The following is a 25,202-nucleotide window of genomic DNA, read 5'->3' as shown; positions in this document are numbered from 1 at the left end:
GATTTTACAACAAAAAAAAGACATCCAATAGATGTCTTTTTTTTGTTGTAAGTATGAAGCTTATTCAGTTATAGCGTCCCATCCACGAGCTTTTAAAGCAATTTTTGTATTAGCACGAGTAATCAAGTGAATACCTTCGCTTTCTTGCGTCATATGACCAATAATTGAGAAGTTTGGATTTGCCTTAATTTTTTCGAAATCTTCCATAGCGATAGTAAAAAGTAATTCATAATCTTCTCCACCATTTATAGCTACAGTCGTACTATCAATATTAAACTCTTCGCAAACACTTATAAATTGTGGATCTAGAGGCAATTTGTCTTCGTATAGATTACAACCTACTTTAGATTGCTTACATAAATGAATAATTTCAGAAGATAATCCGTCTGAAATGTCAATCATAGAAGTTGGTTTAATCTCAAGAGCATGTAATAGAGTACGAACATCTTTGCGCGCTTCGGGCTTTAATTGACGTTCAATTAAATAAGTATACGCATCTAAGTCAGGTTGTGAATTTGGATTTACCTGAAAAACTTGTTTCTCTCTTTCCAAAACTTGCAATCCCATGTAAGCTGCTCCAATATCGCCAGTAACAACTAATAAATCAGTTTGTTTGGCACCATTTCTATATACAATTTCATTTTCATCAGCCTCACCAATTGCAGTAATACTAATGATTAAACCTTTTTGAGATGAGGTAGTATCGCCACCAATTACATCTACATTATATTCCTTGGTAGCATGAGTGATACCAGCAAATAACTCTTCAAGCGCTTCAAGCGGAAAACGATTAGAAACAGCCACAGAAACAGTTATCTGTGTAGGTCTAGCATTCATAGCACAAATGTCAGAGATATTAGCTACGACAGCTTTATAGCCTAAATGCTTTAAAGGCATGTAAGCCAAATCAAAATGTACCCCTTCGATTAATAAATCGGTAGAAACAACAACTTTTTTGTCCTTAAAATCTAGTACAGCCGCATCATCTCCAATACTTTTTAAAGTAGATTCCTGAGTAACATCAAAGTTTTTTGTTAAGTGCTCAATTAGACCAAATTCGCCTAATTGCGCTATGCTGGTACGTTGTGGGTTTTTATCTTCAATCATTTTTTTCTAAGTTCCAAAGTTTATTGAGGAGCAAAGGTACAAAGGTTTTTTTTATAAATGGGTTTCTGCTCTTGTAGAGACGCACTGCTGTGCGTCTCTACTGCTGTGCGTCTCTATAAAATGTAATTTAATTGTTGATTACCTTGCGTATTCTCTTTCTGTAGACGCACTGAAGTGCGTCTCTACAAAAAAATAAATTTATTTTTTCCTACTGACAAACTGTTGTCACCGGCTCATTTTACTTTTGAAGTAATAAAAAATCAAACCTTTAAAATTATGAAAACACTAGAAGCGCAAGTTATTACTTCAGAAGATTTATTAAAACATTGGCAAGGGCATCGTGCATTAACACGTCGTGTAATTGAATTGTTTCCCGAAAAAGATTTCTTTGAATTTTCTATTGGCGGAATGCGTACATTTTCAGAATTAACAGCTGAACTTTTGGCAATTGCAGCGCCAGCTTTAAAAAGTATTGTAGAAAGAGAAAGCCAACCTTATAAGGAAGGAGAAGAGAAACTTATATTTAAAGCGCAATATCTTGAAAAATGGGATGAATCTACGGAAGCGATTAATCAGTATTGGGAGAAGTTAACGATAGAAGATTTCAGTGAGACTTTCAATTTGTTTGGACAATATGAGTTTCCAATCGTTCAGAACATATTGTATTTTATCGATAACGAAGTACATCATCGAGGTCAAGGTTATGTTTACTTGAGAGCCCTTGGTGTTGAACCTCCATTTTTTTGGGAAAGATAAAATGGTAAAAACTCCTAAAAATAAGTCTTGTCTTATTTTTAGGAGTTTTTTTCTAGAAGTCTGTTTTTGTTCTTTTCTAGTAATTCTAAAACACGAAATTTTAATCGTTGAGGTTCAATTATTTTAGCATAATCGCCAAACATTAAAAACCAACGAGGAAAACCTTCTTCGATATCGCGTGACATAAAAGTCATTTCTATTTGATTATCTACTTCTATTTCAGAAATGAAACCATGATATTTTCGCTCATAAGATAAATAAGCAGCTATTCTTTTCTCAACACGAATACGTACTTTGGTAGTTAAGATCGTTTCATTTTTACTTAAGTAAGTCTCTAGAGAATCATGCTCTAATGTAAAGTGCTGATCTGTTTTTTTTATTCCGTGTACACGATCTGTTCGAAACTGTCTATAATCGCTACGTAAATGACAATATCCTATAACGTACCAATTGTTATTATCATGAAACACACCAACCGATTCAATATTTCTATCGGTGATTTCATCAGAATTTAAAGCTTTATAGGAAAGAATAACTTGTTTTTTCTCGGCAATACTTTCAAAAAGAACGGCTAAAGTATTGGGTGATTTATCATTAAAAAGTTTTTCGGCAGATTGCATTAAAACGTTCGATTCAATTGTAGAAACCCAATCTTTATCATCGCTCTTAAGTACAGCCTTTAGTTTGTACATCGCCGAAGCATAGTGATTTCCTAAAGCAACATCAGTAAATTTTTGCATTAATTTCTCGGCAGCGATAAAACTGCTGGCTTCTTCTCTAGTAAACATTACAGGAGGTAAGCGATATCCTTCCATTAAAGCATAACCAACTCCAGCTTCACTGTAAATAGGAACTCCAGAAGCTTCAAGAGTGCGAATGTCACGATAAATAGTTCGCAGACTTACCTCAAAACGATTAGCCAATTCCTGTGCTTTTACAATTCTTTTGGATTGTAATTGGATTAGGATAGCCACAATTCGGTCAAATCGTTTAGGAGTTTCGTCCATTTTTTTTCTTTTAAAGATTCAGAGATTCAAAGATACAAAGGTTCGTAGGTTTAGGAAATACAAAAACTGTCCTAAATTGAAATTGATTATTTCTGTTCGGTGTATAGGATGAATATTCTATAATTTTATTTTTTAGCATCTCCTTGTCTGAAAAATTGTATTTTTGTTCAGAACAAAGTTTCGGCAGTTTGTTTGCCGAAAAATGTTTTACTTGTATTGTACCATATAAATCTTGTATGATACGGTTGTCGTAATTTTTTATCCATAATTAGTTATCTTTGAGCTATGAGTATAGTAACAAAACCAAATCATATAGGGCGAAAAATTAGCCGTATTCGTGAATTAAAAGACATGAAACAGGAAGCTTTGGCGCAAGCTTTGGGCACAAGCCAACAAACTGTATCGACAATAGAAAATAGTGAAACTATTGATGAAGATAAATTAATTGAAGTAGCAATAGCACTTGGTGTAACTCCTGAAGCAATTAAAAATTTCTCTGAAGAAGCGGTTTTGAATATTATTGGCAATACGTACCACGATAATGGTATTGTTAATGCTGGAGTTAATCATAACTGTAACTTTAATCCACTTGATAAAGTAATAGAGCTTTACGAGAGATTAGTGCAAGTTGAAAAAGAAAAAAACGAATATTTAGAAAATTTATTAAAGTCTAAATAAATTTTTACGTTTATAAAAACAAAGAAGCTGTCTTATTAGGCAGCTTTTTTTGTTTGCTTTTTTTACCACAATCTTGTCTTTCTGAGGCACGAAGAATCTCAAATAGAATCTCGACAATCTAGGGATACTTTGCGTTAGTTTCTTGCGGAGATTCTTCCTTCGTCAGAAAGACAAGATTGCGGGTAATACAGATTCGGTGAGAAAAATTGTATTGTGTTAACCGTTTTTTGGATTACTTCGTCTATTTGCTAGCTCAGAATTCTAGTTATAACTGAATGTTTACTTTCTCAAATCTAAACAAAAAACCCAACAACTTTCGTCATTGGGTTAGTCTATGTTCTTTGTTCTTTATTCTATTTTCTAAAATAAAAAACTAGTCATTTAATTTAAGTACAGCCATAAAAGCTTCTTGAGGAATCTCAACGTTTCCTACTTGTCTCATACGTTTTTTACCTTTTTTCTGTTTTTCAAGAAGTTTACGCTTACGCGAAATATCTCCACCATAACATTTTGCGGTAACGTCTTTACGTAACGCTTTTATAGTCTCACGAGCAATAATTTTAGCCCCAATTGCAGCTTGAATCGGAATGTCAAATTGTTGTCTAGGGATTAGCTCACGTAGTTTTTCGGTCATTTTTTTACCGATGTTGTATGCGTTGTCTTCGTGAATCAATGCAGAAAGTGCATCAACATTTTGTGCATTCAAAAGAACATCTAGTTTTACTAATTTAGAAGTTCTCATTCCTATTGGAGTATAATCGAAAGAAGCGTAACCTTTAGAAACTGTTTTTAAACGATCATAAAAATCAAATACAATTTCGGCTAATGGCATGTCAAAATTTAATTCAACACGTTCTGTAGTCAAATACGTTTGATTGGTAATTTGACCACGTTTTTCGATACACAAACTCATTACGTTACCAACAAAGTCAGCTTTTGTAATGATTGTTGCTTTAATATAAGGCTCTTCAACTCTGTCTAGTTTAGAAGGCTCTGGTAAGTCAGATGGATTGTTTACTACAAAAGCCGTATCTGGTTCTTTTTTGGTATAAGCCAAATAAGAAACGTTAGGTACAGTAGTAATTACAGTCATATCGAATTCACGCTCTAAACGCTCTTGAATAATTTCCATGTGAAGCATTCCTAAGAATCCACAACGGAAACCAAATCCTAAAGCAGCAGAACTTTCAGGAGTAAAAACTAACGAAGCATCATTTAATTGCAATTTCTCCATAGAAGAACGCAAATCTTCATAATCTTCAGTATCTACAGGGTAAATTCCAGCAAATACCATTGGTTTTACATCCTCAAAACCAGTAATCATATTTGTAGTCGGTGTTTTAGCGTCCGTCAGAGTATCTCCAACTTTTACCTCTTTGGCTTCTTTAATTCCAGAAATTAAATAACCAACATCACCTGCAGAAATTACATTTTTAGGAACCTGATTTAATTTTAATGTTCCAATTTCGTCAGCAAAATATTCATTTCCAGTGGCCATGAATTTAATTTTTTGCCCTTTTTTAATTTGTCCGTTTTTAACACGGAAAATAACCTCAATTCCACGGAACGGATTGTAATGTGAATCGAAAATCAAAGCCTGTAATGGCTCATCAATATTTCCTGTAGGAGGTGGAATTTTTTCAATAATGGCAGCCAAAATATCTTCGACACCAAAACCAGTTTTACCAGAAGCATGAATAATGTCTTCTAATTTACATCCTAGTAAATCAATAATATCATCACTAACTTCTTCAGGATTAGCACTTGGTAAATCGACTTTATTTAAAACTGGAATAATTTCTAAGTCGTTTTCTAGTGCTAAGTATAAATTTGATATGGTTTGAGCTTGAATACTTTGAGCAGCATCAACAATTAATAGCGCTCCTTCGCAAGCGGCAATTGATCGAGAAACTTCGTATGAAAAGTCAACGTGTCCAGGAGTGTCAATTAAATTCAGGATATATTCTTCTCCTTTATAAGTGTACTCCATTTGTATAGCGTGACTTTTTATGGTAATTCCACGTTCGCGCTCCAAGTCCATATTGTCAAGCAATTGGGCCTTTTCTTCACGAGCAGTTACGGTTTGTGTAGCGCCAAGCAAACGGTCAGCAAGTGTACTTTTACCGTGATCAATGTGTGCAATAATGCAAAAGTTACGTATCTTTTTCATTGTTTATTATGTCAATTCTCTAAACGAGTTTAAGTGTTTTTTTGTTGTAATTCTGTGGTGTAGCAAAGCCGTAACACCCCTTCAATAATCTGCAAAGATAATGCAAAGTTTTGGATTCTAGAATCTAGATACATTATTGTTGAGGCTTTAAGAAATAAAAGATGGATTTGGCTGTTTTTTACACTCTTATATGTTTATTCTAAAATCTAAATTTGAATAAAAAACGAGCTTTATCATCTGCTAAAAAATCTCTTATTTGGTGGTTTCAGATTCTTTCTCAGTACTGCTTTTCTTTAAAGTATCGTACCAGTTTTCTATCGAAGGATAAATAAAACTAGCTACTTTTTGTATCGGATTATAAAAGATTGATTTGTCTAAGGTTTCTTTTTTTGCAAAAGTATGATTGAAGTTTATTTTTTCAAAAAGCGTAAAAACGACACTTAATATTAAAACAGTTTTTAGAATTCTAAAAAGACCGCCACCAAGTTTATTAAGCCATCCTAATTGAGCAAAATCGGCAATTCCGGTTAAAAATTTAGCTAATAAATAAACAGCAATGACCACTACGATAAATGTCAATATAAATGCTGTAATCTGAATTGTATTTGGATTCCATGAAACATGTTTTGCGATTATTTCTTTCATTAAAGAAGAAAATTTAATTGCTAAATAAATTCCCAACAATAAAGAGATAAAAGAGGCAACCTCTACAAAAAGACCATTTTTGATACCTTGGTATAAACCGAAAATTAATAAAGCACCCAAAATCATATCGAAAAAACTCATATTCTTATTTTTTGTTTAATGAATGCGCAAATATAAAAGAATTATCAACTACGTATTGTCAAATTTCAAGTTCTTATCTTTGTAAACGGATTTATATTTTTTTAAATCCTATAAAACGTCATCCTGAGCAGAATCGCAGGATACAAATCATAATCAACAATATAAATATGTCAAGAGACACACAACTAAAAGAACGCTGGGAACAGCTTGTAAATATACTTTCTGATCAATTTTCACAAGGAGAAAATTTAGATTTAGATTCCATAATTTATTTAATAGGCGTACAAGAACTAGGGAAATTACATAGAGAATTTAAAAAAGATGAAAAATTAAACCTTATGCATATTGCTATTTGTAGGTTATTAGAACCTTATGGTTTTTATGAATTTGAGTTTTTTGATGAAGAAGGTTGGCCACATTACAAAGTAAAAGAAGAATTACCTCCATTAAAGGCAGGAGAACAATCTGTTTTGATGAAAGAAGCAATTGTAAGTTACTTTTTGGAAAGAAAACTTATTGAGTAGTTTTTTTTAGTATTCAGTATTCAGTCTCGGTATTCAGTCTCGGTATTCAGTCTCGGTATTCAGTCTCGGTATTCAGTCTCGGTATTCAGTCTCGGTATTCAGTCTCAGTATTCAGTCTCAGTATTCAGTCTCAGTATTCAGTCCCAGTATTCAGTCTCAGTATTCAGTCTTGGTTTGCGGTTATAGTTTAGAGTCCCAGTTTAAAGACAAACTAAGTACTGCGACTAAAAAACCGCGATTGTTTAAAGACAAATTAAGTACTGCGACTGCGACTGAAAACCGCGATTTTTTATAGACAAACTAAGTACTGCGACTGTAAACTGAAAACTGTGACTAAAAAAAACTGTGACTAAAAAAAACCGCGACTAAAAAAAAACTGCGACTAAAAATAAGATGATTCTTAAAATTGAAAGGAAACTTTAAATTTTAGACATAATACTTAGAACAAAATCCTTAAATTTGTGGTTTCAAAGTAAGATCGATGATAGATAAGATAAAAGAATATATTGGGGAAGCTCAAGCTTTTTCAACAGAAAATAAAGAAGAATTAGAAGCATTCCGAATTAAATTTCTTGGTAAAAAAGGTGTTTTAAATGATTTTTTTGCTGAATTTAAGACTGTACCAAATGACCAGAAAAAGGAGTTTGGACAAGTTATAAACGCTTTAAAAACAGCTGCTGAAGATAAAGTAAAGGCTATTGTTGAAGCTTTAGAAAGTAAAGAAGAAATTAAAGGTATTTACGGAGATTTAACTCGTGCTGCCGAACCAATAATTATTGGCTCTCGTCATCCGATATCAATCGTGAAGAATCAGATTATTGATATTTTTGCTAATATTGGTTTTAACGTTTCCGAAGGTCCAGAAATCGAAGATGACTGGCATAATTTTACAGCATTAAACCTTCCAGAATATCATCCAGCACGTGATATGCAGGATACGTTTTTTATACAAACAAACCCAGATGTTTTATTGCGTACGCATACTTCATCGGTTCAGGTGCGTTATATGGAAAATCATAAACCGCCTATTCGTACTATTTCTCCAGGACGTGTTTTTCGTAATGAAGCAATTTCGTCACGTTCGCACTGTATCTTTCATCAGGTAGAAGGATTGTACATTGATAAAGATGTTTCGTTTGCCGATTTAAAACAAACCTTACTTTACTTTACAAAAGAAATGTTCGGAAAATCGAAAATCCGTTTACGTCCGTCTTACTTCCCATTTACAGAGCCTAGCGCCGAAATTGATATTTATTGGGGACTAAAAACAGAAACTGATTACCGTATCACCAAAGGAACAGGTTGGTTAGAAATAGGAGGTTGCGGAATGGTAGATCCTAACGTCTTGAAAAATTGTGATATAAATCCAGAAGAATACAATGGTTTTGCATTCGGAATGGGAGTAGAGCGTATTGCAATGTTATTATACCAAATTGGAGATATTCGTATGTTTTACGAAAATGATGTTCGATTCTTAGAGCAATTCAAATCGAATATATAATATAAGTTCAAAGTTATAAAGTCGGAAATTTCAAACTATGGAATTTTCGACTTTATGATTTTATAAGTTTAGACTAATATGAAAAAGGATATAATTATTCCGGAAGTAGAAAATGTGTTTCTGGCAGTTGTTCAAGAATGGAGCGACGATTTTATGGAGAAAGTATGGTATGCTTATCTTATAAATGATAGTGATTTTAATATTGATAGTGTAATGGTAGTTTCAAAAGCTTTTGGAACAATCGATGGTGAAATGAAGAAAACATCGCTTTTGCGTCATGCTTTTGTAGAAATCCCGGCAGTATCAGTAGTAAAAATTGAAATGGTGGAGAAAAGCCTATTGACTTTAAACAACGAATTTATGGTTACTTATTTTATTGGTAACACATTATACGATAAGAAGTTTATTTTTAAAGCACATTCTATTCATGAAGATTTTTCTGAAGAAGTGCCAATTCTATTTGTAGAAGGAATTATGGTAAAATAATTAGGTACGTTTTCTGTATCTTGAAGGATATAAAAGTCCCTTTCTAAAATTTTAGAAAGGGACTTTTTTAGTAGAATCAGATTAAGATTTGAACTATTGTGGTAATTCTGGAGGGCGCATCTTATAATTTCCAGTACTTAAGCTTGTAATGAAAGCTTCTAATGCGACTACCTCAGATTGTTTTAGTTGTAATTTTTGAATAAGTCTTGATGTAGTAGGGAATAAGGAATCATTTTGTTGACTTTCTTTTCGTTTAGGTTGTGGCATTCCAGCATTGTACATGTTTAATACGCCACGTAAATTAGGGAATAGACCATTGTGCATATAAGGAGCATTTTGTGCTACACCTCTTAAAGATTGGGTTTTAAATTCTCCAACATTTTCAGCTTTTCGTGTCACATTATATCTTCCTAAATCTTCATACTCTCTTCCATAATAAGTCAGTCCTATGTTATGAAATTTATTATCAGAGAAATTAGCCGTGTTATGGCAATTTATACAACGCGCTTTTGTTCGAAATAAATGTAAGCCTTCAATTTCTTTGTTGCTAAGTTGCGTTGAATCTCCAGTTATAAATTTGTCAAATCTACTTTTTGGACTAACTAATGTTCTCTCGAAAGTTGCAATTGCTTTTAATATTTCTTCCTGAGTAATTTTCTCTTTACCAAAAGCCTTCTTAAAATAGGATTTGTACCCTTTAATTTTATTCAATCTTTTTGTCGCCAAATCGATATGAAAATTCATTTCTTTAGTGTCTTTTATAGGGAAACTAGCTTGATCTTCTAGAGTAGTTGCTCTTCCGTCCCAAAAGAATATTTTAGTATAAGCGATATTCATTAAACTAGGAGAATTCCTAATACCTTGTAATCTTCCTTCTCCATAAGAAACTCTCCTTGCATCTCCCCAATTTAATTCTGGATCATGGCAATTGGCACAAGAGATTTGTCCTGATTTTGATAATCTAGGATCGAAGAAGAGTATTTTGCCTAAAGTTGCTTTCTCTTCGGTATATAGATTGTTTTCAGGAAATTCGGGTTTGCCTAATGATCCTATATCTTCAAAACCTTGAGCATAAACTAAAGAGTCGACTTCAGGTTTAGGCCATTTTGTGTAATCACCGCTACTATATAGCCGTTTGAGTTCTGTAATAGAAAGGTTTTCGTTTATTTTTGAATACGAAAGTATAACAAATGAAAAGACCATTATGCTAATGGCGATAAACTTTGTTTTCATTTTTAATAATTTAATTGTACACCAAGACGAAGCCAATAAGTGGTATTGGTATTGATAATGGTATTGTAATCATTTTGTTTTTTCAGGGCTAATTTTTCTTTAAAATCCGTAAAAAAGACTACTGTTTTATTTTGAACAGGATAACTATATTCTAATCTCAATTTGGGAGCGAAATAGTTTGTGGTACTAACGGCATAATCGTGTACAATCACTTCATTAAAAAAGGTGCTATTAGTGCTTCCCGAAGTGTCATAATAATCTAACGTAGACGGAAGCGCAAAATACATGTTTAAGTTTACAGTAGCATTTATTTTGCTTTTGGTAAAGGCAAAATCCTTGCTACCAAAAATCCCTGTATTTAATGAATTAATATGCATATTGCTTGTTGCAAGAACATCATTGTAACTGTTCTGTTGGTAATTCACATCAAGACCAAATAAGTAATCGATTTTGGAATTTGTTTTTTTTGAAATAGAAGTTAACCAGTTAATAGTATTCAATGAATTTTTGTAATTATGACCTTTACTCTGTACATCATTATTGATGCTATTGCTAGTATAATATTTAAAAGTAGAATTTATTTCTTTTTGATTCCATTTGTGTAGTGCAAATAACTCCAGATGGTTTGTTGTCGTTTCGTATTTAAATCTAATCTGATCATCTGTAGCAAAAACATTAGTGTAAAAATTGTTATTTGATTTTTGGTGATAATATAGAGCAGTAAAATTACTACTCTTGTTACTAAAAGTATATCCTAAACCAAGTTTGGTAGTTATATCTTTGTAAGTAAATCGAGTAGAGTTGTTGTAATTAGACTTGAAATAATTTAAAATTCGTCCATAACCAGTGTTGAATCGTAAGTAAGTATCAGGATTAGATTCAAAATTTAGATGTTTGTCTTTGTAGATATATGTAAAGTCTTTGTTTCCTGTCGCATAATTTGCTAGAACAAAAATTTTATGTCTTTCTGCTATCTGATAACCAAGCTGAAGTTCTCCAGTTAATTTTCTTGAAATAATTTGTGGTCTGGGATCTACATTTCGGGTATATTTACCTGCATTAAAACTAGCTTTTGTGGCTAGCGATAATTTGCTTGTAATTTCTTTCGAAAATCCGCCATTTGTATTGTAATTCTGACTTGTCCAATCTCCTTTTCGAGGTACAAAAAAATAATGAGGCATTATTACTTCCTGTTCTTCTGATCGATCGTCTGTAAGAACCCAACCTAAATCTTTTTCTTCTTTTTTTATAATGGACATATCACCAAATAGTCTCCATTTAGATTTTGTTGTATAATATCCCCTTGCTAAAAATTGAAAGGTATTTATTTCGTTTGCAGTTTGTGTTCGTGCAAATTCATTTTGTGTATGTTCGTACGATAATTCGGTAAAGGTGAAATCTTTGATATAGGAGTTGGTATATACAACAGGGTAATTGAATATTTGATTTTTAACTTGTAGATCAATAAGATGATTGGATATAATTAGGCTATCCTGTGCTTGTGCTGTATTAGCAAAAAAAGATAACATAAGAAGTAGTACCCAGTTTTCCCAGGCATTACTTCTCATGTTAAAAATTTTAAAAATATTTATTTTCATTAATGAAAATGTTAGTTGAATCCTCTAGGATTTGGAGTTATTTCTACAAAATCGTTTGTAGAATTATTAGTGTCTTGCAAAATTATTCTTCCAGCAATGGTAGTTTTAGTTTTTCTAATTACAGCTTTAGAAGAATATGCTCCAGTCGATAAGTAAGTATTTCCTCCGTCTATTTGAGCTGGTAGTTTCTTAGGAACGTAGCTTGATCCCATATCTTTAGTCAGTTCGACTGCATCTGTCAATACTGTATTTGGAATCTGTAAGTATGAATTCTTATCCCCTTTAGGATTCTTATATTTTTTAAGACTATTTAGTTCAGTAGGATCCATTTTAAAAATAGCAAGAGCCAGTTTTCCACTAGGGTCCAAAACCATATCATTATTACCATTCCCCCAGTATATAATATCTAAATCTGTTACAGCTGGATTTTGAATATCATATTGGTAAAGATCACCTAAATAATTTCCTAAAAAAGATTCAAAATCAGCAGTACTTAAATCTACAGTTAAGTCAGGATTTAGGATGCTTACTGATTTTCCAGTATTGTCTGTATAATTTGATTTATGGTTAATGGCATTTTGAGCAATTACAATGCTTTTTCCTGGCTGTACGGGATACTGAGTACCAGTTCCTGGAATTTTTAAAACATTAGAAGCATAAACATAATTAGTATTGGCAGTATTTCCCATCGTCATTTCAGCAGACTTACTCCAGTCAAATTGTCCAGTAGGTAATGTGTAAGCATAAACAGTCGTGGTACCTGAGCCATATAATTGGGCAATGTACAAACCATCAGCATATTGTACCGTATTTGAATTATTGTAAATCTCTATAAACTGATCTCTAAACGTTGCGCCCTTTTTAACGTCAGAGCCACCATAGTAAATTTGTTTGATTACAAAGTCACCCACTTTTGATGTTTTCATTTCAATTTCAACCGTCGTAGAAGCACTATTTATAACAAGGCTACTTTGAGATCCATTAAAATTAATTTCGGCTTCAGATGGTGTATATCCAAAAGTATCTGCGAATTCTATTGATTGCATTACTTTAGTTGCCGATACCGAATAGATTCCAGGTAATATTTGATTAAACTGAGCAATACCGCTGTTATCAGATTGTACAGTATATTTATTCCCTGTTTCGTTATTTACAATGGTAACAGCAGAATTTTTTGTTACAAGATTGCTAAAGGTTTCGTCATATTTTACAGCAATTGAAAAGTTGATAGGCTGTAATGCTTCGTTTTCATCATTGTTACTGCAGGATTGGATTATTAAGGCCAACAGGGTTATAATTAAAAGGAAATGTTTTTTCATAGTTATTATATTTAGTTTAAAATTCGTATTCAAGTCTGGCACCGAAGGAAAGTGAGGCGATTTTTGCTAATGCTTTTATCCCGGCTTCATCATAGTAATAAGGTTTTAGGTTTAAAAAATTTGTAGCATATACAGAAACACCAAAGCCGTTCAGAAAGTCTTTTGATACACGCAAGTGAAAATTGTGCAATACGTTTTGAATTTTGTTATCAGTTTCTTTTGTGTTCTGCATAAGATGTCCATATTTTTGATTATTCGTTCTGTCCTCAACAGGAATCTCATGATAAACTAATTGGGTGTCTAGATATCCATTTGGAAAATTACCTATTGGGGTTTTTAAAGATTGTAATAATGTGTGTTCACTGGAGATAGAGATTAATAATCCAACTGCAGGAATGTGATAGTTAAAATTTGAGCGTATGGTAAAATTTTCCTGAACGCTAGGTCTTGAGTCAAATACACCATATCTCTCCGGTGTTAAAAGATCAGTAGAAGCTATATAGTTTTTTACAGCTGAAAAATCTTTTGAAGTAACATAAGATGCGTTCATGCTAATATCAAGATTTAATGATTTTATCTTTTTAAAATTTATAAAAATCTCCAAGCCTTTATCTTCTGCTGTACCATTGTTTGTAATACTATTTGTGAAATAGTAAAATTTTTCAGTTCCATTAATCTGATAAGTCGGTATTTCAGTACCAACAACTGTAACCTCTGCTTTAGGAACTTCTTTATATACTGGAATCCTTTCGCCAGAAAAAGCATCGAAAAGTTTGTTGTAGTAACCTGTTAAGTTTATTGAAGCAAACGGGAGATTAGCATCTATTCCGAGTTCCGTTCTGTACGATTTTGTAGGTTTAAGGTTTAAATTGTCACCAGGAGTTATTAAGGTTTGAATCCATGCTTTTTGATAGATGCCGGGGTAAGTATAGATCCCACTGCCAATAAGTCTGTCCAGATAGCGATCTCCTGTGTAAAGTTGATTAAGGGATGGAGCTTTTGAGGATAGACCAAAACCACCTTTCATGTTAAATGTTTTATTAAACTTATAAGAAGAGTTTATTCGTGGTTGAAAGGATTCATTACCAGATTGATTATCATATCTTAGACCTAAGCTTATATTTAATATTTGGTTGTTTTCGAATTTTTTGAATATTTTGTCTTCAATGTAGGCAGAAAATTGAGTCTCTGTTCTTGTATTATTAAAATCATAATCTCTATAGGCTAATTTACTATTTCCTCCTACCGTAAGTGTATAAAGGTTATATAAACCTGTAACGGCATTTTTTCTTCCTTCTCCCTTGTTCATACTGGTTCTTGTAGAAGTACCAAAGGTTAGACTGTGAACCCATTTTGCTTCATTGGTTAAAGTTTTAGTCGTTTCTAAACTAAAATAAGTAGAAATAGGAATCCCTTCTACAGTGCTTATACTTGTATATTGAGAAGGTACGATGATTGCTTCGTGTATGCCTTCTTCATAAGAATCAGTCGCAGCAGATGCAGCTACATTTACCCATCTGTCTCTCCTAGAAAATTGCTTGTCGTAACTAAAACTGGTAGCAGTAGTTATGCCATCAACCCATATGTTTTTTGGTTTCCATTTTAAGTTGTTTGAAATAGAAAAGCCTTTCTTTTCATTTTTAACAACCATAGCAGTAATATCATCAGGATCACTTTTTGCATCGTCTAAATTCATTCTGAAAGAAGCGCTAAGCGTATTTCTTATTGTGCTAGCTTTATTTTTATGTTGCCATGAGATATTTCCATTTATTCTTTCAAAGTCCAAAATATTGTCCCTTGGATCAGCCTTAGAGTCCAAATAACCAAATGATACATTCATTGAGTTATTGGTATTAATATCATAACCTTTTGCCAAGTTTACTTGTGATGTAGCGTCTTTAATAGAAGTAGATATCTTATAGTTACTTCTACCTACTTTATTAGTTATTAATACTAGACCAGAAGTTAAATCGCCATATTTAGCTGACGGAATTCCTTGTATAACTGTTATTTCTTCGATATTATTGGTAGAGATTTCTCTTAGATCGACTCCTTTATCTGTATTTGTAAACGTGTTTATTTTTGTTCCAAAAGAATCTCCTAAACCTGAATTTGGATTATGGGCTTGCATGTTTGCATTATTTGAAATTGGAATGTCGTCTATGACAAAAGCGGTTCCAAATGCTTTGGTTTCATAAGAAAGCGAAGTTTTAGCAGCAGTACGAAAAACAATATTTTTAAACTCGTTTAAATTAAAATTTGTTGTGACTTGGCCAGGTAGCTGTTTTAAAACATCATCTAATGAAAAGGCCTGAACGTTATTAATTGCGTTTGTACCTAATGTTAACTCAGAATATTGTTTTTGTATGTTAGCAGTAACAATGACTTCTTTAAGATGTAACGTATTGTTTTCTAAAGAAACAGTAACAAAGTTTTGATCATTTTTAATCTCAACATTCTTTTCCATTTTCCCCAATAAAGAAAAATTTAGTTCAACATCTTCATAATAGGGAAGTGTTATTATAAACCCTCCTTTACTATCAGAAAAGGACCAACTTTCGGTTTTTATATCTTTTATAAAAACACCAGCTAAAGGAGTAGAAGTATCTTTGTCAGTTATTTTTCCAGAAATTGTTCTTTGTGAAAAGGCAAAGCTTGTAATAAAAAAGAAAAGTAAAATAAAGCGCATTGTTCTTAATTAGAATAAATAAAAATAATAACGCGAATTTATCAATAATCCAAACAGAAGCAACGATTATTTGAATTATTTGTTAAAACGAAAAAGGATTTATTCTGATTATAAGGTTTTTTTTAAAAGATAAGTAGGGTTATTTTGTTTAGGTATTTAGTCTATTATGTTGAATAACAATATTGTAGTTGTTTTTTGTATTTGTTAAGAAAATAAGTATTGACTATTTTATTTACAGCAATTATTTAGTAAACAAATACCCGTTAATTTTTTTAAATTGACATAAAAACCTATGTTAAGAATCAAAAAAAATCAGGTACACTATAAAATAGTATACCTGACTTGTATTATTTTGGATTAAAATTTAAAGTTTAATCTAATAAATCAGTTAATTTCTTAAACACGACTTTAGCATCTTTGCCTTCATATAAAATGCTATATACAGCATCTATAATTGGTGTTTTTGCACCATATCCTTGGTTTAGTTTATAAGCACTTTTGGTTGCATAATAACCTTCAGAAACCATGCTCATTTCCATCATAGCACTTTTTACAGTATGCCCTTTTCCAATCATATTTCCGAACATTCTATTTCTTGAAAAAACAGAATATCCAGTAACCAATAAATCACCTAAATAAGCTGAGTCATTAATGTTACGTTTCATTTTATGCACTTTTTTGATGAATTTTTTCATCTCACGAATAGAATTACTCATGATGACCGATTGAAAATTGTCACCATAACCTAAGCCATGTGCAATTCCAGCAGCTATTGCATAAATGTTTTTAAGCATAGCGGCATATTCAGTACCAATAATATCATCTGAAATTTTGGCTTTAATGTAATTACCTGATAGGTTTTTAGCAACAACGCTAGCTTTATTAGAATCTCCACATGCAATTGTTAAATAAGACAATCTTTCAAGAGCCACTTCTTCTGCATGACAAGGACCAGTAATAACACCAATATTATAATAAGGGATGTCGTATTTTATATGAAAATGCTCTCCAACAATTAAACTCGTTTCAGGAACAATTCCTTTAATAGCAGAGAAGATAATTTTATTTTCTAACGAAACAGTTAGTTTCTCTAACTCAGCATGTAAAAAAGCCGATGGAATTGCAAAAATAATATAATCAGCATATTCAACTGCTTCATTTATATTATTGGTAAGCTTTAGTTTTTGAGTATCAAATTCTACCGAACTTAAATAATTCGGGTTGTGTTTGTATTTATTAATGTGTTCGATAGCAGCGTCATTACGCATGTACCACGAAATTTCAGGAAGATTTACACATAGCATTTTTGCAATGGCCGTTGCCCAACTTCCACCACCGATTACTGCAAATTTTAAATTTTCGCTCATTATATTATAAATTTTCATCAAAAGTACTTAATAATGGAGTAATAACACAAAAAAGAGCCGAATTAATGCGCTGATTTTGGATTAAACACTAAAATTTAGTTTTTTTTACCCCGAATACAATAAGTAGTTGATACTTACGTTATAGTGTTTTATGAATTAGAATTTTAGTTAAATGAGTTTACAATCAATTGAGTTAGTTAGTTTTGTTTTAGTATTTTGAAAAGGCGTCCTTATTTAATTTAAGAACGCCTTTTGTATTTTATTTATATTCCTAATTCAGAAAATTAATAACTCATTTCTACAATTGATTTTACCTTATCTAGGGTAATAAGTTGTTTCTCGCCTAAGCCTTTCCAGCCTCTTTCTTCAAAACGATTTACTATAAAATCGGCTGTTTTATCATAATCATTTGTGTATTGAGACAGTTTGGTATCCATTCCCATTGTATGGAAAAAAGCGACTGTTTGATTGATTGCTTCTTTTGCAACTTCATCATCAGAACCAGTTAGGTTAAAAATACGTCTTCCGTACTGGGCTAGTTTACCTTTTTTAGTTTCAAACATTACAGTGTATAAGCTTGGTCCAACAATTGCAAGTGTTCTTGCATGGTCAATGCCATATAAAGCTGTTAATTCGTGACCAATCATATGCGTAGCCCAATCGCTAGGTACTCCTTTTTGAATTAATCCGTTTAAAGCCATAGTACAACTCCACATAAAGTTTGAAGCCAGCGCATAATCAGTTGGGTTTTCAACAACCTTAGGGCCAATTTCTATTAAAGTTTGCAAGATTCCTTCGGCAATTCGATCTTGTAAATAGCCTTCATGCGGATAGGTTAAGTATTGCTCCATTACGTGCGTATAAGCATCTACTACACCATTTTGTAATTGTCTTTTTGGTAAAGATGCAATTACAGTAGGATCACAAATAGAAAATTTTGGAAACAAAGCACTTCCACCAAAAGCTAATTTTTCTTGAGTAGCTTCGATAGTTACTACTGCACCAGAATTCATTTCGCTTCCAGTAGCAGGTAAAGTCAAAACAGTTCCAAACGGTACAGCATTCTCTTTTATCAACAAACGTTTTTGAAGTATGTCAATTGGATTTCCATCAAAATTAACAGCAGCAGAAATAAACTTCACACCATCAATTACAGATCCACCGCCAACAGCTAAAATGAAATCTATTTTTTCTGCTTTAATAACTGCAACCGCTTTCATTAAAGTTTCAAAATGTGGATTTGGTTCAATTCCACCAAATTCAACAATGTCAAAACCTTTTAAGGTATTGATAACTTGTTCGTGAATTCCATTCTTAAAGATGCTTCCACCTCCATAAGCCAATAATATCTTGGCATCTTTAGGAACAAGATCCTTTAGTTTCTCTATTTGTCCTTTTCCGAAAATTAAGTTCGTCGGATTGTATAATTCAAAGTTTAACATAGTTTTTTTGTTTAAGGTTCTGAGGTACTAAGCTTCTAAGGTACTAAGTCTTTCAAAAAAGACAATAAACCTTAGTAGCTTAACCTCTTTATTTAGAATTTAATTTATGCAATAATTTTTCGGCAACCAGTTTTGATGATGCAGGATTTTGCCCAGTAATTAATAAACCATCTTCAACAGCATAAGGTTGCCAATCTGGACCTTTAGAAAATATAGCTCCATTTTTTTGCAATACATCTTCTAATAAGAATGGAACTATTTTGGTTAAGCCAACAGCTTCTTCTTCTGTATTAGAAAATCCAGTTACTTTTTTCCCTTTTACTAAATAATCACCATTTACTTTCACGTCTTTAAGAACGCCAGGAGCGTGGCAAACAAAGCTTACGGGTTTATTTTGAGTGTAAAATTCCGAAATTAATTTAGCTGAGTTTTTATCTTCGGCTAAATCCCATAAAGGACCATGACCGCCTGGGTAAAAAACAGCATCATAATCTGCTGGATTTACATCGGTTAATTTAATAGTATGTTTTAATTTTTCTAATAAAACGGTATCAGCATCAAATCGTTTAGTGTCTTCAGTTGCCGATGCTGGGTCAGCACTTTTAGGATCAATCGGAGGTTGTCCCCCTAGAGGTGTGGCTATAGTTATTTCTACACCTTTATCAGCAAGAGCATAATAAGGAGCAGCAAGTTCTTCTGTCCAAAATCCAGTTTTTTCGCCCGTGTTACCCAATTTATCATGGCTAGTAACAACAAATAATACTTTTTTCATATTTCTTTTATTTACTTTTTGCGCTGTAGTTTTTACACTGTTTATAGTTAATGCGATAATAACAAATAGAGCAATTTTTTTCATTAGATATTTAATTTCAGACAAAATTAAAGCAATTTAGGTATTAGTAAAAATAAAATAAATTATGTTTGTGATAAAAATATTTATATCATGGTCAATTTAGAATGGTACAGAACGTTTAAATCGGTATATAAAAATGGTAATTTTTCTTTGGCAGCGAAAGAACTTTTTATAAGTCAACCAGCTGTAAGTCAGCAAATATCAATGTTAGAAGCCCATGTTGGTTACAAGCTCTTTAATAGAAAGTCAAAAGGAGTTGAACCAACGGATTACGCTAAGTTACTTAATAATTTGATTATAGATGCGCTTGATCGACTCGAAAATGTCGAGAATGGATTTCGTGCAAAAGCATCTGATGCCAAACGATTAATCTCTGTTGGGATTTCTAAAAATCTATTTGCTTGTTTAGGGAGTGTTTTAATCTCAAAATTCGAATTTATAGATTTCAGTTTCCATGATAGCGATACGCTTTTCGAATTAGTAGACACTAAAAAGCTTGATTTTGCAATCATTACCAAACAATTTGATACGTTTGATACTATTTCTGAAATTGTTGGAAAGATTAAATTGGTTATGGTCTCCTCTCCACAACTTGAGGACAATGGATTTAAGTTAGCATTAAAATCTAAAAATTCTTCGGATATAGAGCATTGGCTTAATGAGCAAAAATGGTATAGTCACGATGCTCGGATTCCGCATATAAAATTGTTTTGGTTGCATGTTTTTAATAAAAAAAGACCAGCAATGGTACCTAATTATATAATTCCCAATGAAAGCGAAATGTTGAGAGTATTGTCTAAAAACGATGGAGTTGGAATAACTTGGAATTGTAATGCTAAAGAATTAATTCAAGAAAATAAGTTAAAGCTATTATGGGATAGCAAAGAAATGCCAAGTATAGATGTCTTTTTATTGTCTGGAAAGAACAATAATCTAGGTTCTATTTTTGAAATTATTGCTACTGAATTAAAGCAGGTTTTAAAATGATTTTATTACTTCTTATAGAAATTATTATGATCGATATATTCCCAAACTTTTTCGGGTAATAAGGGCTGAACATTTTTTCCTTCTTTAATATTGTTACGAATAAAAGTAGAAGATATTTCTACAATAGGCGCATCGATTAAATGGATTTTAGGATGATTTTTTAGTTCTAAGTTTTCTACTTCAGAAGAAATTCTTGGATAAACATAAATGTCATAATCTTGAAGGATTATTTCATAGTTTTTCCACTTATGAAGCGTTTTTAAATTGTCTTCACCCATAATCAAAGAAAATTCATGATTTGGATATTTCTCTTGTAAATGAACTAGAGTATTTACCGTATAATTTGGCTGAGAGAGTTTAAACTCAATATCCGAAGGTTTTAACTTTTCAAAACTATCCGTAGCCAAATGAACCATTTGCAAGCGATGATAATCATCTAGTAATGTATTCTTCTTCTTAAGCGGGTTATGTGGCGTTACTACCATCCAAACCTGGTCTAAATTGGCATGTTCTGCCATGTGATTGGCAATAATAAGATGCCCAACATGAATGGGATTGAAAGTTCCGAAATAAAGACCAATTTTCATAAAAATGGTTATTTTGTTTGATAAATCAAATCGCAATTAACTACAATAATGCTTTAAGTTATAGAGTAGTTAACTTGTTTATGACTCTCAAAAAAGTTCTGAAATAGTAGCCGTTAAGCTTAAAAACGATTCTTTTTACTAATAAGGCTATCTATAGAGAATTTACCACTTCCGGTTACAAGAAGAAGTAGGTAGAATAATAGGTATAGTATTCCCATCTCTTTTGCATCGAGTGGATCAGCGCCATGAATAACAAATACAGCCACTAACATTGTTATTAGTAATGGTATTGATGCAAATCGCGTTCCTAATCCTATTGCAATAAAAAAGGAACAAACAACTTCTGCAAAAACAGTAAGGCATAATGAGAAAGTGCTTCCTACTCCAAGAGGATCTGGAAATTGAATTTCTCCTCCTGCTAAAAGTGTATTTAACTTTGGTAAACCATGAAGAATCATCAATGTAGCAATTGATAATCGAATTACAAGAATAATAAGACTCAGGTTATTTTCGTTTCTTTTTACTTGAAATAATTTAATCATAATGTTTCGTACTGTTTTAATTCTAAAATTAATTTTTCTATATAGCTTTGGGGTGTGTGGGAAACTTTATTCTTTATTAATGAATTCTTTTACCAGTTGATAAGCTTCCTCTTTGGCAGTATCTAAATCGTAATTTTTGATGATTTTGTCAAATTGAGGAGCTGTTGCTAATTCAACAGAAGCTTTTGCAATACGCATATTGATTTTGTCTTCGCTTTCAGTAGAGCGTTTTTTCAAACGTATTTTTAATTCATCAATACTAGGTGGTTTTACAAAAACGGCAAGTGTTTGTTCTGGGAACTTATGCTTGATACGCAATCCTCCAGAAACATCAATGTCAAAAATTACATTTTTTCCTAATGCCCAGATGCGTTCGATTTCACTTTTTAAAGTTCCGTAAAAATTATCACGATAAACTTCTTCCCATTCTAGGAATTCTTCAGCTTTGATATGTTTTTTAAACTGTTCTAATGAAATGAAATAGTAATCTGTTCCATTGATCTCTTCTCCTCGTGGATCACGAGATGCTGCTGAGATAGAAAATTCTAAATTTAGATCTTCTTTGCTTAATAAATGTCTAACGATGGTAGTCTTTCCTGAACCAGAAGGTGCAGAGAATACGATTAATTTTCCTTTTTTCATTGTTTATGCTTTGGGCTTCAAGCAATATGCTTCAAGCGCTTAGTTGGTTTTTTGTTTAAAGCGAATTGCTCTTATAAAACATTTAAAACCTGTTCTTTAATTTTTTCTAGTTCATCTTTCATCATCACGACCAATTTTTGCATTTGTGCATGATTTGATTTTGATCCCATAGTATTAATTTCACGACCCATTTCTTGAGTAATAAAACCTAATTTTCTACCATTGGCTTCGGTACCTTTTATAGTTTCTAAGAAATAGTCAAGGTGATTGGTTAGGCGTACTTTTTCTTCAGTTATATCTAATTTTTCAAGATAATAGATTAGTTCTTGTTCAAAACGGTTTTCATCAACATTTACCTTAAGCTCAGAAATAGCTGTTTGCAAACGGTCTTTTATGGCTTGAACACGTTCTGGATCTAATGCCAAAGCATCAGTCATATATTGACGGATATTGCCTATGCGCAATTGAAATTCTTTTTCAAGAGATTCACCTTCGTCTTTTCTGAAAGTCAAGATGTTTTGTAATGCTTCTTCAATAACAGTTTGAATTTGCTCCCAATCATTTTCATCAATTTCTTCCCTTTCTGTTTTTAATGTGTCAGGCATACGAATAGCCATTTTCATCAATTCAGTCTCGTCAGCTTCAGGATAAACTTCTTTTAATTGGTTGATATAAATTCTCACGATAGGAACATTTACTTTCGTAGATGTTTGCTCAGAAGTGCTTTCGATAAAAATAGAAAAGTCTACCTTACCTCTTTCCAGTTTCAATGCAATCTGATTGCGTAAGCCCAACTCCATTTCTCTGTAAAGTGAAGGCATTCTAACATTGAGGTCTAAACCTTTACTGTTTAACGATTTTACTTCTACAGTAATTTTTTTTGTTGGTAATTGCAAAGAAGCTTTACCGAACCCTGTCATGGATTGTATCATATAATTGGATATAAAGGGGCAAAGATAATGAAATATTTGCTGTAATACAGTTGTAGCTTATTTGGTTAAAGCTCTCATTACCTGTAAGATATTTTGTTGCGTGTTGCCAATGTATATTTTTTCATCAATAATAAAGACAGGGCGGCTCAAGAAAGTGTAATGTTCTAATATGTATTTTTTGTAATCTGCTTCGGTCAATGATTTGTTTTTTAAATCCATTGATTTATACAATTGTGCTTTTTTGCTAAACAAAGCTTCGTAACTACCTGCAAGGCGGTGCATTTCTTCTAGTTCAGTTTCGGTAATTGGGTTTTGCTTAATGTCATGAAATACCAAATCATTATCTTTAGGTAGTCCTTTTATTATTTTGCGACAAGTATCACAAGAAGCGAGGTAGTATATTTTATTCATAGCGTCGGAATTTAGAGTACAAAGAAAACCCTTTTAAATATTTAAAAGGGCTATTTTTATAAAAAAACAAAATCATGGATCAAACATTTGAAATTATTCGAACAAGTAGAAAATTAACATCACAATTTTTAGATAATTATTCTTTAGAACAACTAAATAAAATTCCAGAAGGGTTTAGTAATAATCTAATTTGGAATATTGCGCATATTGTTGTCACACAGCAAATACTGGTTTATAAGTTGTCAGGTTTGCCTATGATGGTTTCGGATGAGTTTGTAGGGAAATATAGAAAAGGAACCAAGCCTGAAGGCGATATATCACAAAAAGAACTTGAGGAAATTAAATCATTACTTTTTGAAACTATAATTAAAACAGAAGCAGATTATAATGAAAAAGTGTTTAATACCTATAATGAGTTCACGACAAGCCTTGGTTTTACTTTTAAAAGCACGGAAGATGCAATAATTTATAATAACTATCATGAAGCACTCCATTTTGGAATCATGATGAGTATTCAAAAATTTATTTAATTTTTTCTATTGTCTCAATAGTTACTTTCATTGCTCCAGCCCCTTTGTTTTTAGCGATGTCCATAAAAGCACGTTTGGATAAATCTATTTCGCGTGTTTTTACAAATGGTCCTCTGTCTGTAATTTCTACAATTACAAATTTTCCATTGGCTTCGTTTGTTACTTTTACTTTGGTTCCAAAAGGAAGTTTTTTGTGAGCGGCAGTATATTTATTGTTGCTGAAACGACTTCCGTTTGCGGTTTTTCGACCATTAAAACGATCAGCATAATAAGAAGCGTGGGCGGTTTTTTTATATAATTTTAATTTGGAATTTTTGTCTATAGTTATAGAGTCATTTTCTTTATTAGTAGGGGAGGCAACTGTTTTGTTTTTTGAATTTTTTAGGGTATCTAGTATTATCTTAGGTTCAGTTGGTTTAGTTTGACTCGTAATATATGAAAAACCACAACTTAAGAAAGTAATGATAAGGATAGAGATAAAGATTGATGTTTTATTACTCATAAATTTATTTTTAAGGTGATAACTTACACAAATAATATGCCGAAATTAAAAAAAGCCCTATAATTAGGGCTTTGTCTGTATTTTTAGAACCATAAGTTCCATGGCAATCTACTTAAAATCAGTACTAATCCTAATCCGTAAAAGATTGAAAAAGTTTTAAATTTTGATTCGCTAGTGATTAAATTTTTATGTTTTGACCATCCAACAGTTATCAAAATGATGGCTATAATGTTAATTAAAGGATGTTCTAACGATGTAAGTCTAAGTGCTGCGTTTGACATTTGCCCAAAAGCTGCTTTACCTAGTGGTGAAACAAAATAAAGAATCAAACCAATTAGTAATTGTGTATGAGTGGCAATTAATGTAAAAAGGCCAATCTTACGATCTGTAGGTGTGAACTCTTTTTTTGAAGCAAAGCCGATGATGGCATTTACAACTGCAACTAATAGAAGGATTAAGACAATATATGCCCATCCAGAGTGGAATTTTTGTATAAAATCGTACATAGAACTTAAGTTTTTTTAACAAATATAAACAAAAATATGGCAAAAAA

25 protein-coding genes are annotated in these 25,202 nt (G+C 32.2%); 7 read left to right on the top strand and 18 right to left on the bottom strand.

What is annotated here, in order from left to right; translation table 11 throughout:
- Window positions 1-60 precede the first annotated feature (60 nt).
- A complete protein-coding gene (gene thiL / locus QWY99_RS19490) occupies window positions 61-1,107 on the bottom strand; it encodes a thiamine-phosphate kinase (RefSeq protein WP_290267379.1) in 1,047 nt (348 codons plus the stop codon).
- A 276-nt stretch (window positions 1,108-1,383) separates the two neighbouring features.
- Between thiL and QWY99_RS19485 the strand changes: the two genes are divergently transcribed.
- The gene (locus QWY99_RS19485) at window positions 1,384-1,863 is read left to right on the top strand and encodes a DinB family protein (RefSeq protein ID WP_290267378.1); all 480 of its coding nucleotides are present in this window, start codon (window positions 1,384-1,386) and stop codon (window positions 1,861-1,863) included.
- 38 nt (window positions 1,864-1,901) lie between these two features.
- Here the strand turns inward: QWY99_RS19485 and QWY99_RS19480 are convergent, their stop codons facing one another.
- On the bottom strand, window positions 1,902-2,870 hold the full coding sequence (locus tag QWY99_RS19480; RefSeq protein WP_290267377.1) for a helix-turn-helix transcriptional regulator: 969 nt from the start codon (window positions 2,868-2,870) through the stop codon (window positions 1,902-1,904).
- 285 nt (window positions 2,871-3,155) lie between these two features.
- Between QWY99_RS19480 and QWY99_RS19475 the strand changes: the two genes are divergently transcribed.
- Window positions 3,156-3,548: a helix-turn-helix domain-containing protein gene (locus tag QWY99_RS19475; protein WP_290267376.1), complete on the top strand. Its 393-nt coding sequence runs from the start codon at window positions 3,156-3,158 to the stop codon at window positions 3,546-3,548.
- 373 nt (window positions 3,549-3,921) lie between these two features.
- On the opposite strand, the gene lepA is transcribed toward QWY99_RS19475, so the two are convergent.
- Together lepA and QWY99_RS19465 are read right to left on the bottom strand one after the other, a co-directional pair.
- Window positions 3,922-5,718 carry a translation elongation factor 4 gene (lepA, locus tag QWY99_RS19470; protein WP_290267375.1) on the bottom strand — a complete coding sequence of 599 codons (1,797 nt, stop codon included), beginning with the start codon at window positions 5,716-5,718 and terminating at the stop codon, window positions 3,922-3,924.
- A 252-nt stretch (window positions 5,719-5,970) separates the two neighbouring features.
- Window positions 5,971-6,504, bottom strand: a complete 534-nt coding sequence (locus QWY99_RS19465; RefSeq protein WP_290267374.1) for a CvpA family protein — start codon at window positions 6,502-6,504, stop codon at window positions 5,971-5,973.
- 167 nt (window positions 6,505-6,671) lie between these two features.
- Here QWY99_RS19465 and QWY99_RS19460 point away from each other — a divergent pair, with 167 nt between their 5' ends.
- The 3 genes from QWY99_RS19460 (at window position 6,672) to QWY99_RS19450 (ending at window position 9,015) form a co-directional block, all read left to right on the top strand.
- Window positions 6,672-7,028, top strand: a complete 357-nt coding sequence (locus QWY99_RS19460; RefSeq protein ID WP_290267373.1) for a hypothetical protein — start codon at window positions 6,672-6,674, stop codon at window positions 7,026-7,028.
- Between the two features lie 481 nt (window positions 7,029-7,509).
- A complete protein-coding gene (pheS, locus tag QWY99_RS19455) occupies window positions 7,510-8,529 on the top strand; it encodes a phenylalanine--tRNA ligase subunit alpha (RefSeq protein ID WP_264286499.1) in 1,020 nt (339 codons plus the stop codon).
- Window positions 8,530-8,607: 78 nt separating this feature from the next.
- The gene (locus tag QWY99_RS19450) at window positions 8,608-9,015 is read left to right on the top strand and encodes a hypothetical protein (RefSeq protein WP_290267372.1); all 408 of its coding nucleotides are present in this window, start codon (window positions 8,608-8,610) and stop codon (window positions 9,013-9,015) included.
- A 93-nt stretch (window positions 9,016-9,108) separates the two neighbouring features.
- On the opposite strand, the gene QWY99_RS19445 is transcribed toward QWY99_RS19450, so the two are convergent.
- From QWY99_RS19445 to QWY99_RS19415, 7 genes are all read right to left on the bottom strand, one after another.
- The gene (locus tag QWY99_RS19445) at window positions 9,109-10,248 is read right to left on the bottom strand and encodes a cytochrome-c peroxidase (RefSeq protein ID WP_290267371.1); all 1,140 of its coding nucleotides are present in this window, start codon (window positions 10,246-10,248) and stop codon (window positions 9,109-9,111) included.
- Between the two features lie 2 nt (window positions 10,249-10,250).
- Window positions 10,251-11,816, bottom strand: coding sequence for a DUF6850 family outer membrane beta-barrel protein (locus QWY99_RS19440; RefSeq protein WP_290267370.1), 1,566 nt, complete (start codon window positions 11,814-11,816; stop codon window positions 10,251-10,253).
- A 41-nt stretch (window positions 11,817-11,857) separates the two neighbouring features.
- The gene (locus tag QWY99_RS19435; RefSeq protein ID WP_290267369.1) at window positions 11,858-13,165 is read right to left on the bottom strand and encodes a DUF4876 domain-containing protein; all 1,308 of its coding nucleotides are present in this window, start codon (window positions 13,163-13,165) and stop codon (window positions 11,858-11,860) included.
- 16 nt (window positions 13,166-13,181) lie between these two features.
- On the bottom strand, window positions 13,182-15,854 hold the full coding sequence (locus QWY99_RS19430) for a TonB-dependent receptor (RefSeq protein ID WP_290267368.1): 2,673 nt from the start codon (window positions 15,852-15,854) through the stop codon (window positions 13,182-13,184).
- Window positions 15,855-16,225: 371 nt separating this feature from the next.
- Window positions 16,226-17,221: an NAD(P)H-dependent glycerol-3-phosphate dehydrogenase gene (locus QWY99_RS19425; protein WP_290267367.1), complete on the bottom strand. Its 996-nt coding sequence runs from the start codon at window positions 17,219-17,221 to the stop codon at window positions 16,226-16,228.
- A gap of 284 nt (window positions 17,222-17,505) precedes the next feature.
- Window positions 17,506-18,663, bottom strand: coding sequence for an iron-containing alcohol dehydrogenase (locus QWY99_RS19420; RefSeq protein ID WP_290267366.1), 1,158 nt, complete (start codon window positions 18,661-18,663; stop codon window positions 17,506-17,508).
- Between the two features lie 88 nt (window positions 18,664-18,751).
- Entirely contained in the window at window positions 18,752-19,519 is a 768-nt protein-coding gene (locus tag QWY99_RS19415; RefSeq protein ID WP_290267365.1) for a type 1 glutamine amidotransferase domain-containing protein, read from the bottom strand.
- 87 nt (window positions 19,520-19,606) lie between these two features.
- On the opposite strand from QWY99_RS19415, the gene QWY99_RS19410 reads away from it, so the two are divergent.
- A complete protein-coding gene (locus tag QWY99_RS19410) occupies window positions 19,607-20,503 on the top strand; it encodes a LysR family transcriptional regulator (RefSeq protein WP_290267364.1) in 897 nt (298 codons plus the stop codon).
- 5 nt (window positions 20,504-20,508) lie between these two features.
- Here QWY99_RS19410 and nadD read toward each other — a convergent pair whose 3' ends face one another.
- The 5 genes from nadD to QWY99_RS19385 all read right to left on the bottom strand — a co-directional run bounded on the left by nadD (window position 20,509) and on the right by QWY99_RS19385 (window position 23,617).
- Window positions 20,509-21,090, bottom strand: a complete 582-nt coding sequence (gene nadD / locus QWY99_RS19405; RefSeq protein ID WP_290267363.1) for a nicotinate (nicotinamide) nucleotide adenylyltransferase — start codon at window positions 21,088-21,090, stop codon at window positions 20,509-20,511.
- Window positions 21,091-21,209: 119 nt separating this feature from the next.
- A complete protein-coding gene (locus QWY99_RS19400) occupies window positions 21,210-21,632 on the bottom strand; it encodes a DoxX family protein (protein ID WP_290267362.1) in 423 nt (140 codons plus the stop codon).
- A gap of 66 nt (window positions 21,633-21,698) precedes the next feature.
- The gene (gene gmk, locus QWY99_RS19395) at window positions 21,699-22,274 is read right to left on the bottom strand and encodes a guanylate kinase (protein WP_290267361.1); all 576 of its coding nucleotides are present in this window, start codon (window positions 22,272-22,274) and stop codon (window positions 21,699-21,701) included.
- Window positions 22,275-22,345: 71 nt separating this feature from the next.
- Window positions 22,346-23,206 carry a YicC/YloC family endoribonuclease gene (locus QWY99_RS19390; protein WP_290267360.1) on the bottom strand — a complete coding sequence of 287 codons (861 nt, stop codon included), beginning with the start codon at window positions 23,204-23,206 and terminating at the stop codon, window positions 22,346-22,348.
- Between the two features lie 57 nt (window positions 23,207-23,263).
- Entirely contained in the window at window positions 23,264-23,617 is a 354-nt protein-coding gene (locus QWY99_RS19385; RefSeq protein WP_290267359.1) for an arsenate reductase family protein, read from the bottom strand.
- A gap of 74 nt (window positions 23,618-23,691) precedes the next feature.
- On the opposite strand from QWY99_RS19385, the gene QWY99_RS19380 reads away from it, so the two are divergent.
- Window positions 23,692-24,147 (top strand): DinB family protein, encoded by a 456-nt coding sequence (locus QWY99_RS19380; RefSeq protein ID WP_290267358.1) that lies wholly within the window; start codon window positions 23,692-23,694, stop codon window positions 24,145-24,147.
- On the opposite strand, the gene QWY99_RS19375 is transcribed toward QWY99_RS19380, so the two are convergent.
- The gene (locus tag QWY99_RS19375) at window positions 24,140-24,649 is read right to left on the bottom strand and encodes a septal ring lytic transglycosylase RlpA family protein (RefSeq protein ID WP_290267357.1); all 510 of its coding nucleotides are present in this window, start codon (window positions 24,647-24,649) and stop codon (window positions 24,140-24,142) included. The genes QWY99_RS19380 and QWY99_RS19375 overlap by 8 nt on opposite strands.
- Window positions 24,650-24,732: 83 nt before the next feature.
- Complete coding sequence (locus QWY99_RS19370) at window positions 24,733-25,155, bottom strand: hypothetical protein (protein ID WP_290267356.1); 423 nt, start codon at window positions 25,153-25,155, stop codon at window positions 24,733-24,735.
- Window positions 25,156-25,202: the final 47 nt, after the last annotated feature.

The sequence above is a fragment of the Flavobacterium branchiarum genome (assembly GCF_030409845.1).
Lineage (GTDB): Bacteria > Bacteroidota > Bacteroidia > Flavobacteriales > Flavobacteriaceae > Flavobacterium > Flavobacterium branchiarum.
Note: the sequence above shows the minus strand (reverse complement) of the source record. Positions and strands in the feature narration are given on the sequence as shown.

What these genes read in the sequence shown, in the direction of transcription:
- thiL (WP_290267379.1), bottom strand. Translation starts at nt 1,107, where the DNA reads ATGATTGAAGATAAAAACCCACAACGTACCAGCATAGCGCAATTAGGC.
- QWY99_RS19485 (WP_290267378.1), top strand. Translation starts at nt 1,384, where the DNA reads ATGAAAACACTAGAAGCGCAAGTTATTACTTCAGAAGATTTATTAAAA.
- QWY99_RS19480 (WP_290267377.1), bottom strand. Translation starts at nt 2,870, where the DNA reads ATGGACGAAACTCCTAAACGATTTGACCGAATTGTGGCTATCCTAATC.
- QWY99_RS19475 (WP_290267376.1), top strand. Translation starts at nt 3,156, where the DNA reads ATGAGTATAGTAACAAAACCAAATCATATAGGGCGAAAAATTAGCCGT.
- lepA (WP_290267375.1), bottom strand. Translation starts at nt 5,718, where the DNA reads ATGAAAAAGATACGTAACTTTTGCATTATTGCACACATTGATCACGGT.
- QWY99_RS19465 (WP_290267374.1), bottom strand. Translation starts at nt 6,504, where the DNA reads ATGAGTTTTTTCGATATGATTTTGGGTGCTTTATTAATTTTCGGTTTA.
- QWY99_RS19460 (WP_290267373.1), top strand. Translation starts at nt 6,672, where the DNA reads ATGTCAAGAGACACACAACTAAAAGAACGCTGGGAACAGCTTGTAAAT.
- pheS (WP_264286499.1), top strand. Translation starts at nt 7,510, where the DNA reads ATGATAGATAAGATAAAAGAATATATTGGGGAAGCTCAAGCTTTTTCA.
- QWY99_RS19450 (WP_290267372.1), top strand. Translation starts at nt 8,608, where the DNA reads ATGAAAAAGGATATAATTATTCCGGAAGTAGAAAATGTGTTTCTGGCA.
- QWY99_RS19445 (WP_290267371.1), bottom strand. Translation starts at nt 10,248, where the DNA reads ATGAAAACAAAGTTTATCGCCATTAGCATAATGGTCTTTTCATTTGTT.
- QWY99_RS19440 (WP_290267370.1), bottom strand. Translation starts at nt 11,816, where the DNA reads ATGAGAAGTAATGCCTGGGAAAACTGGGTACTACTTCTTATGTTATCT.
- QWY99_RS19435 (WP_290267369.1), bottom strand. Translation starts at nt 13,165, where the DNA reads ATGAAAAAACATTTCCTTTTAATTATAACCCTGTTGGCCTTAATAATC.
- QWY99_RS19430 (WP_290267368.1), bottom strand. Translation starts at nt 15,854, where the DNA reads ATGCGCTTTATTTTACTTTTCTTTTTTATTACAAGCTTTGCCTTTTCA.
- QWY99_RS19425 (WP_290267367.1), bottom strand. Translation starts at nt 17,221, where the DNA reads ATGAGCGAAAATTTAAAATTTGCAGTAATCGGTGGTGGAAGTTGGGCA.
- QWY99_RS19420 (WP_290267366.1), bottom strand. Translation starts at nt 18,663, where the DNA reads ATGTTAAACTTTGAATTATACAATCCGACGAACTTAATTTTCGGAAAA.
- QWY99_RS19415 (WP_290267365.1), bottom strand. Translation starts at nt 19,519, where the DNA reads ATGAAAAAAATTGCTCTATTTGTTATTATCGCATTAACTATAAACAGT.
- QWY99_RS19410 (WP_290267364.1), top strand. Translation starts at nt 19,607, where the DNA reads ATGGTCAATTTAGAATGGTACAGAACGTTTAAATCGGTATATAAAAAT.
- nadD (WP_290267363.1), bottom strand. Translation starts at nt 21,090, where the DNA reads ATGAAAATTGGTCTTTATTTCGGAACTTTCAATCCCATTCATGTTGGG.
- QWY99_RS19400 (WP_290267362.1), bottom strand. Translation starts at nt 21,632, where the DNA reads ATGATTAAATTATTTCAAGTAAAAAGAAACGAAAATAACCTGAGTCTT.
- gmk (WP_290267361.1), bottom strand. Translation starts at nt 22,274, where the DNA reads ATGAAAAAAGGAAAATTAATCGTATTCTCTGCACCTTCTGGTTCAGGA.
- QWY99_RS19390 (WP_290267360.1), bottom strand. Translation starts at nt 23,206, where the DNA reads ATGATACAATCCATGACAGGGTTCGGTAAAGCTTCTTTGCAATTACCA.
- QWY99_RS19385 (WP_290267359.1), bottom strand. Translation starts at nt 23,617, where the DNA reads ATGAATAAAATATACTACCTCGCTTCTTGTGATACTTGTCGCAAAATA.
- QWY99_RS19380 (WP_290267358.1), top strand. Translation starts at nt 23,692, where the DNA reads ATGGATCAAACATTTGAAATTATTCGAACAAGTAGAAAATTAACATCA.
- QWY99_RS19375 (WP_290267357.1), bottom strand. Translation starts at nt 24,649, where the DNA reads ATGAGTAATAAAACATCAATCTTTATCTCTATCCTTATCATTACTTTC.
- QWY99_RS19370 (WP_290267356.1), bottom strand. Translation starts at nt 25,155, where the DNA reads ATGTACGATTTTATACAAAAATTCCACTCTGGATGGGCATATATTGTC.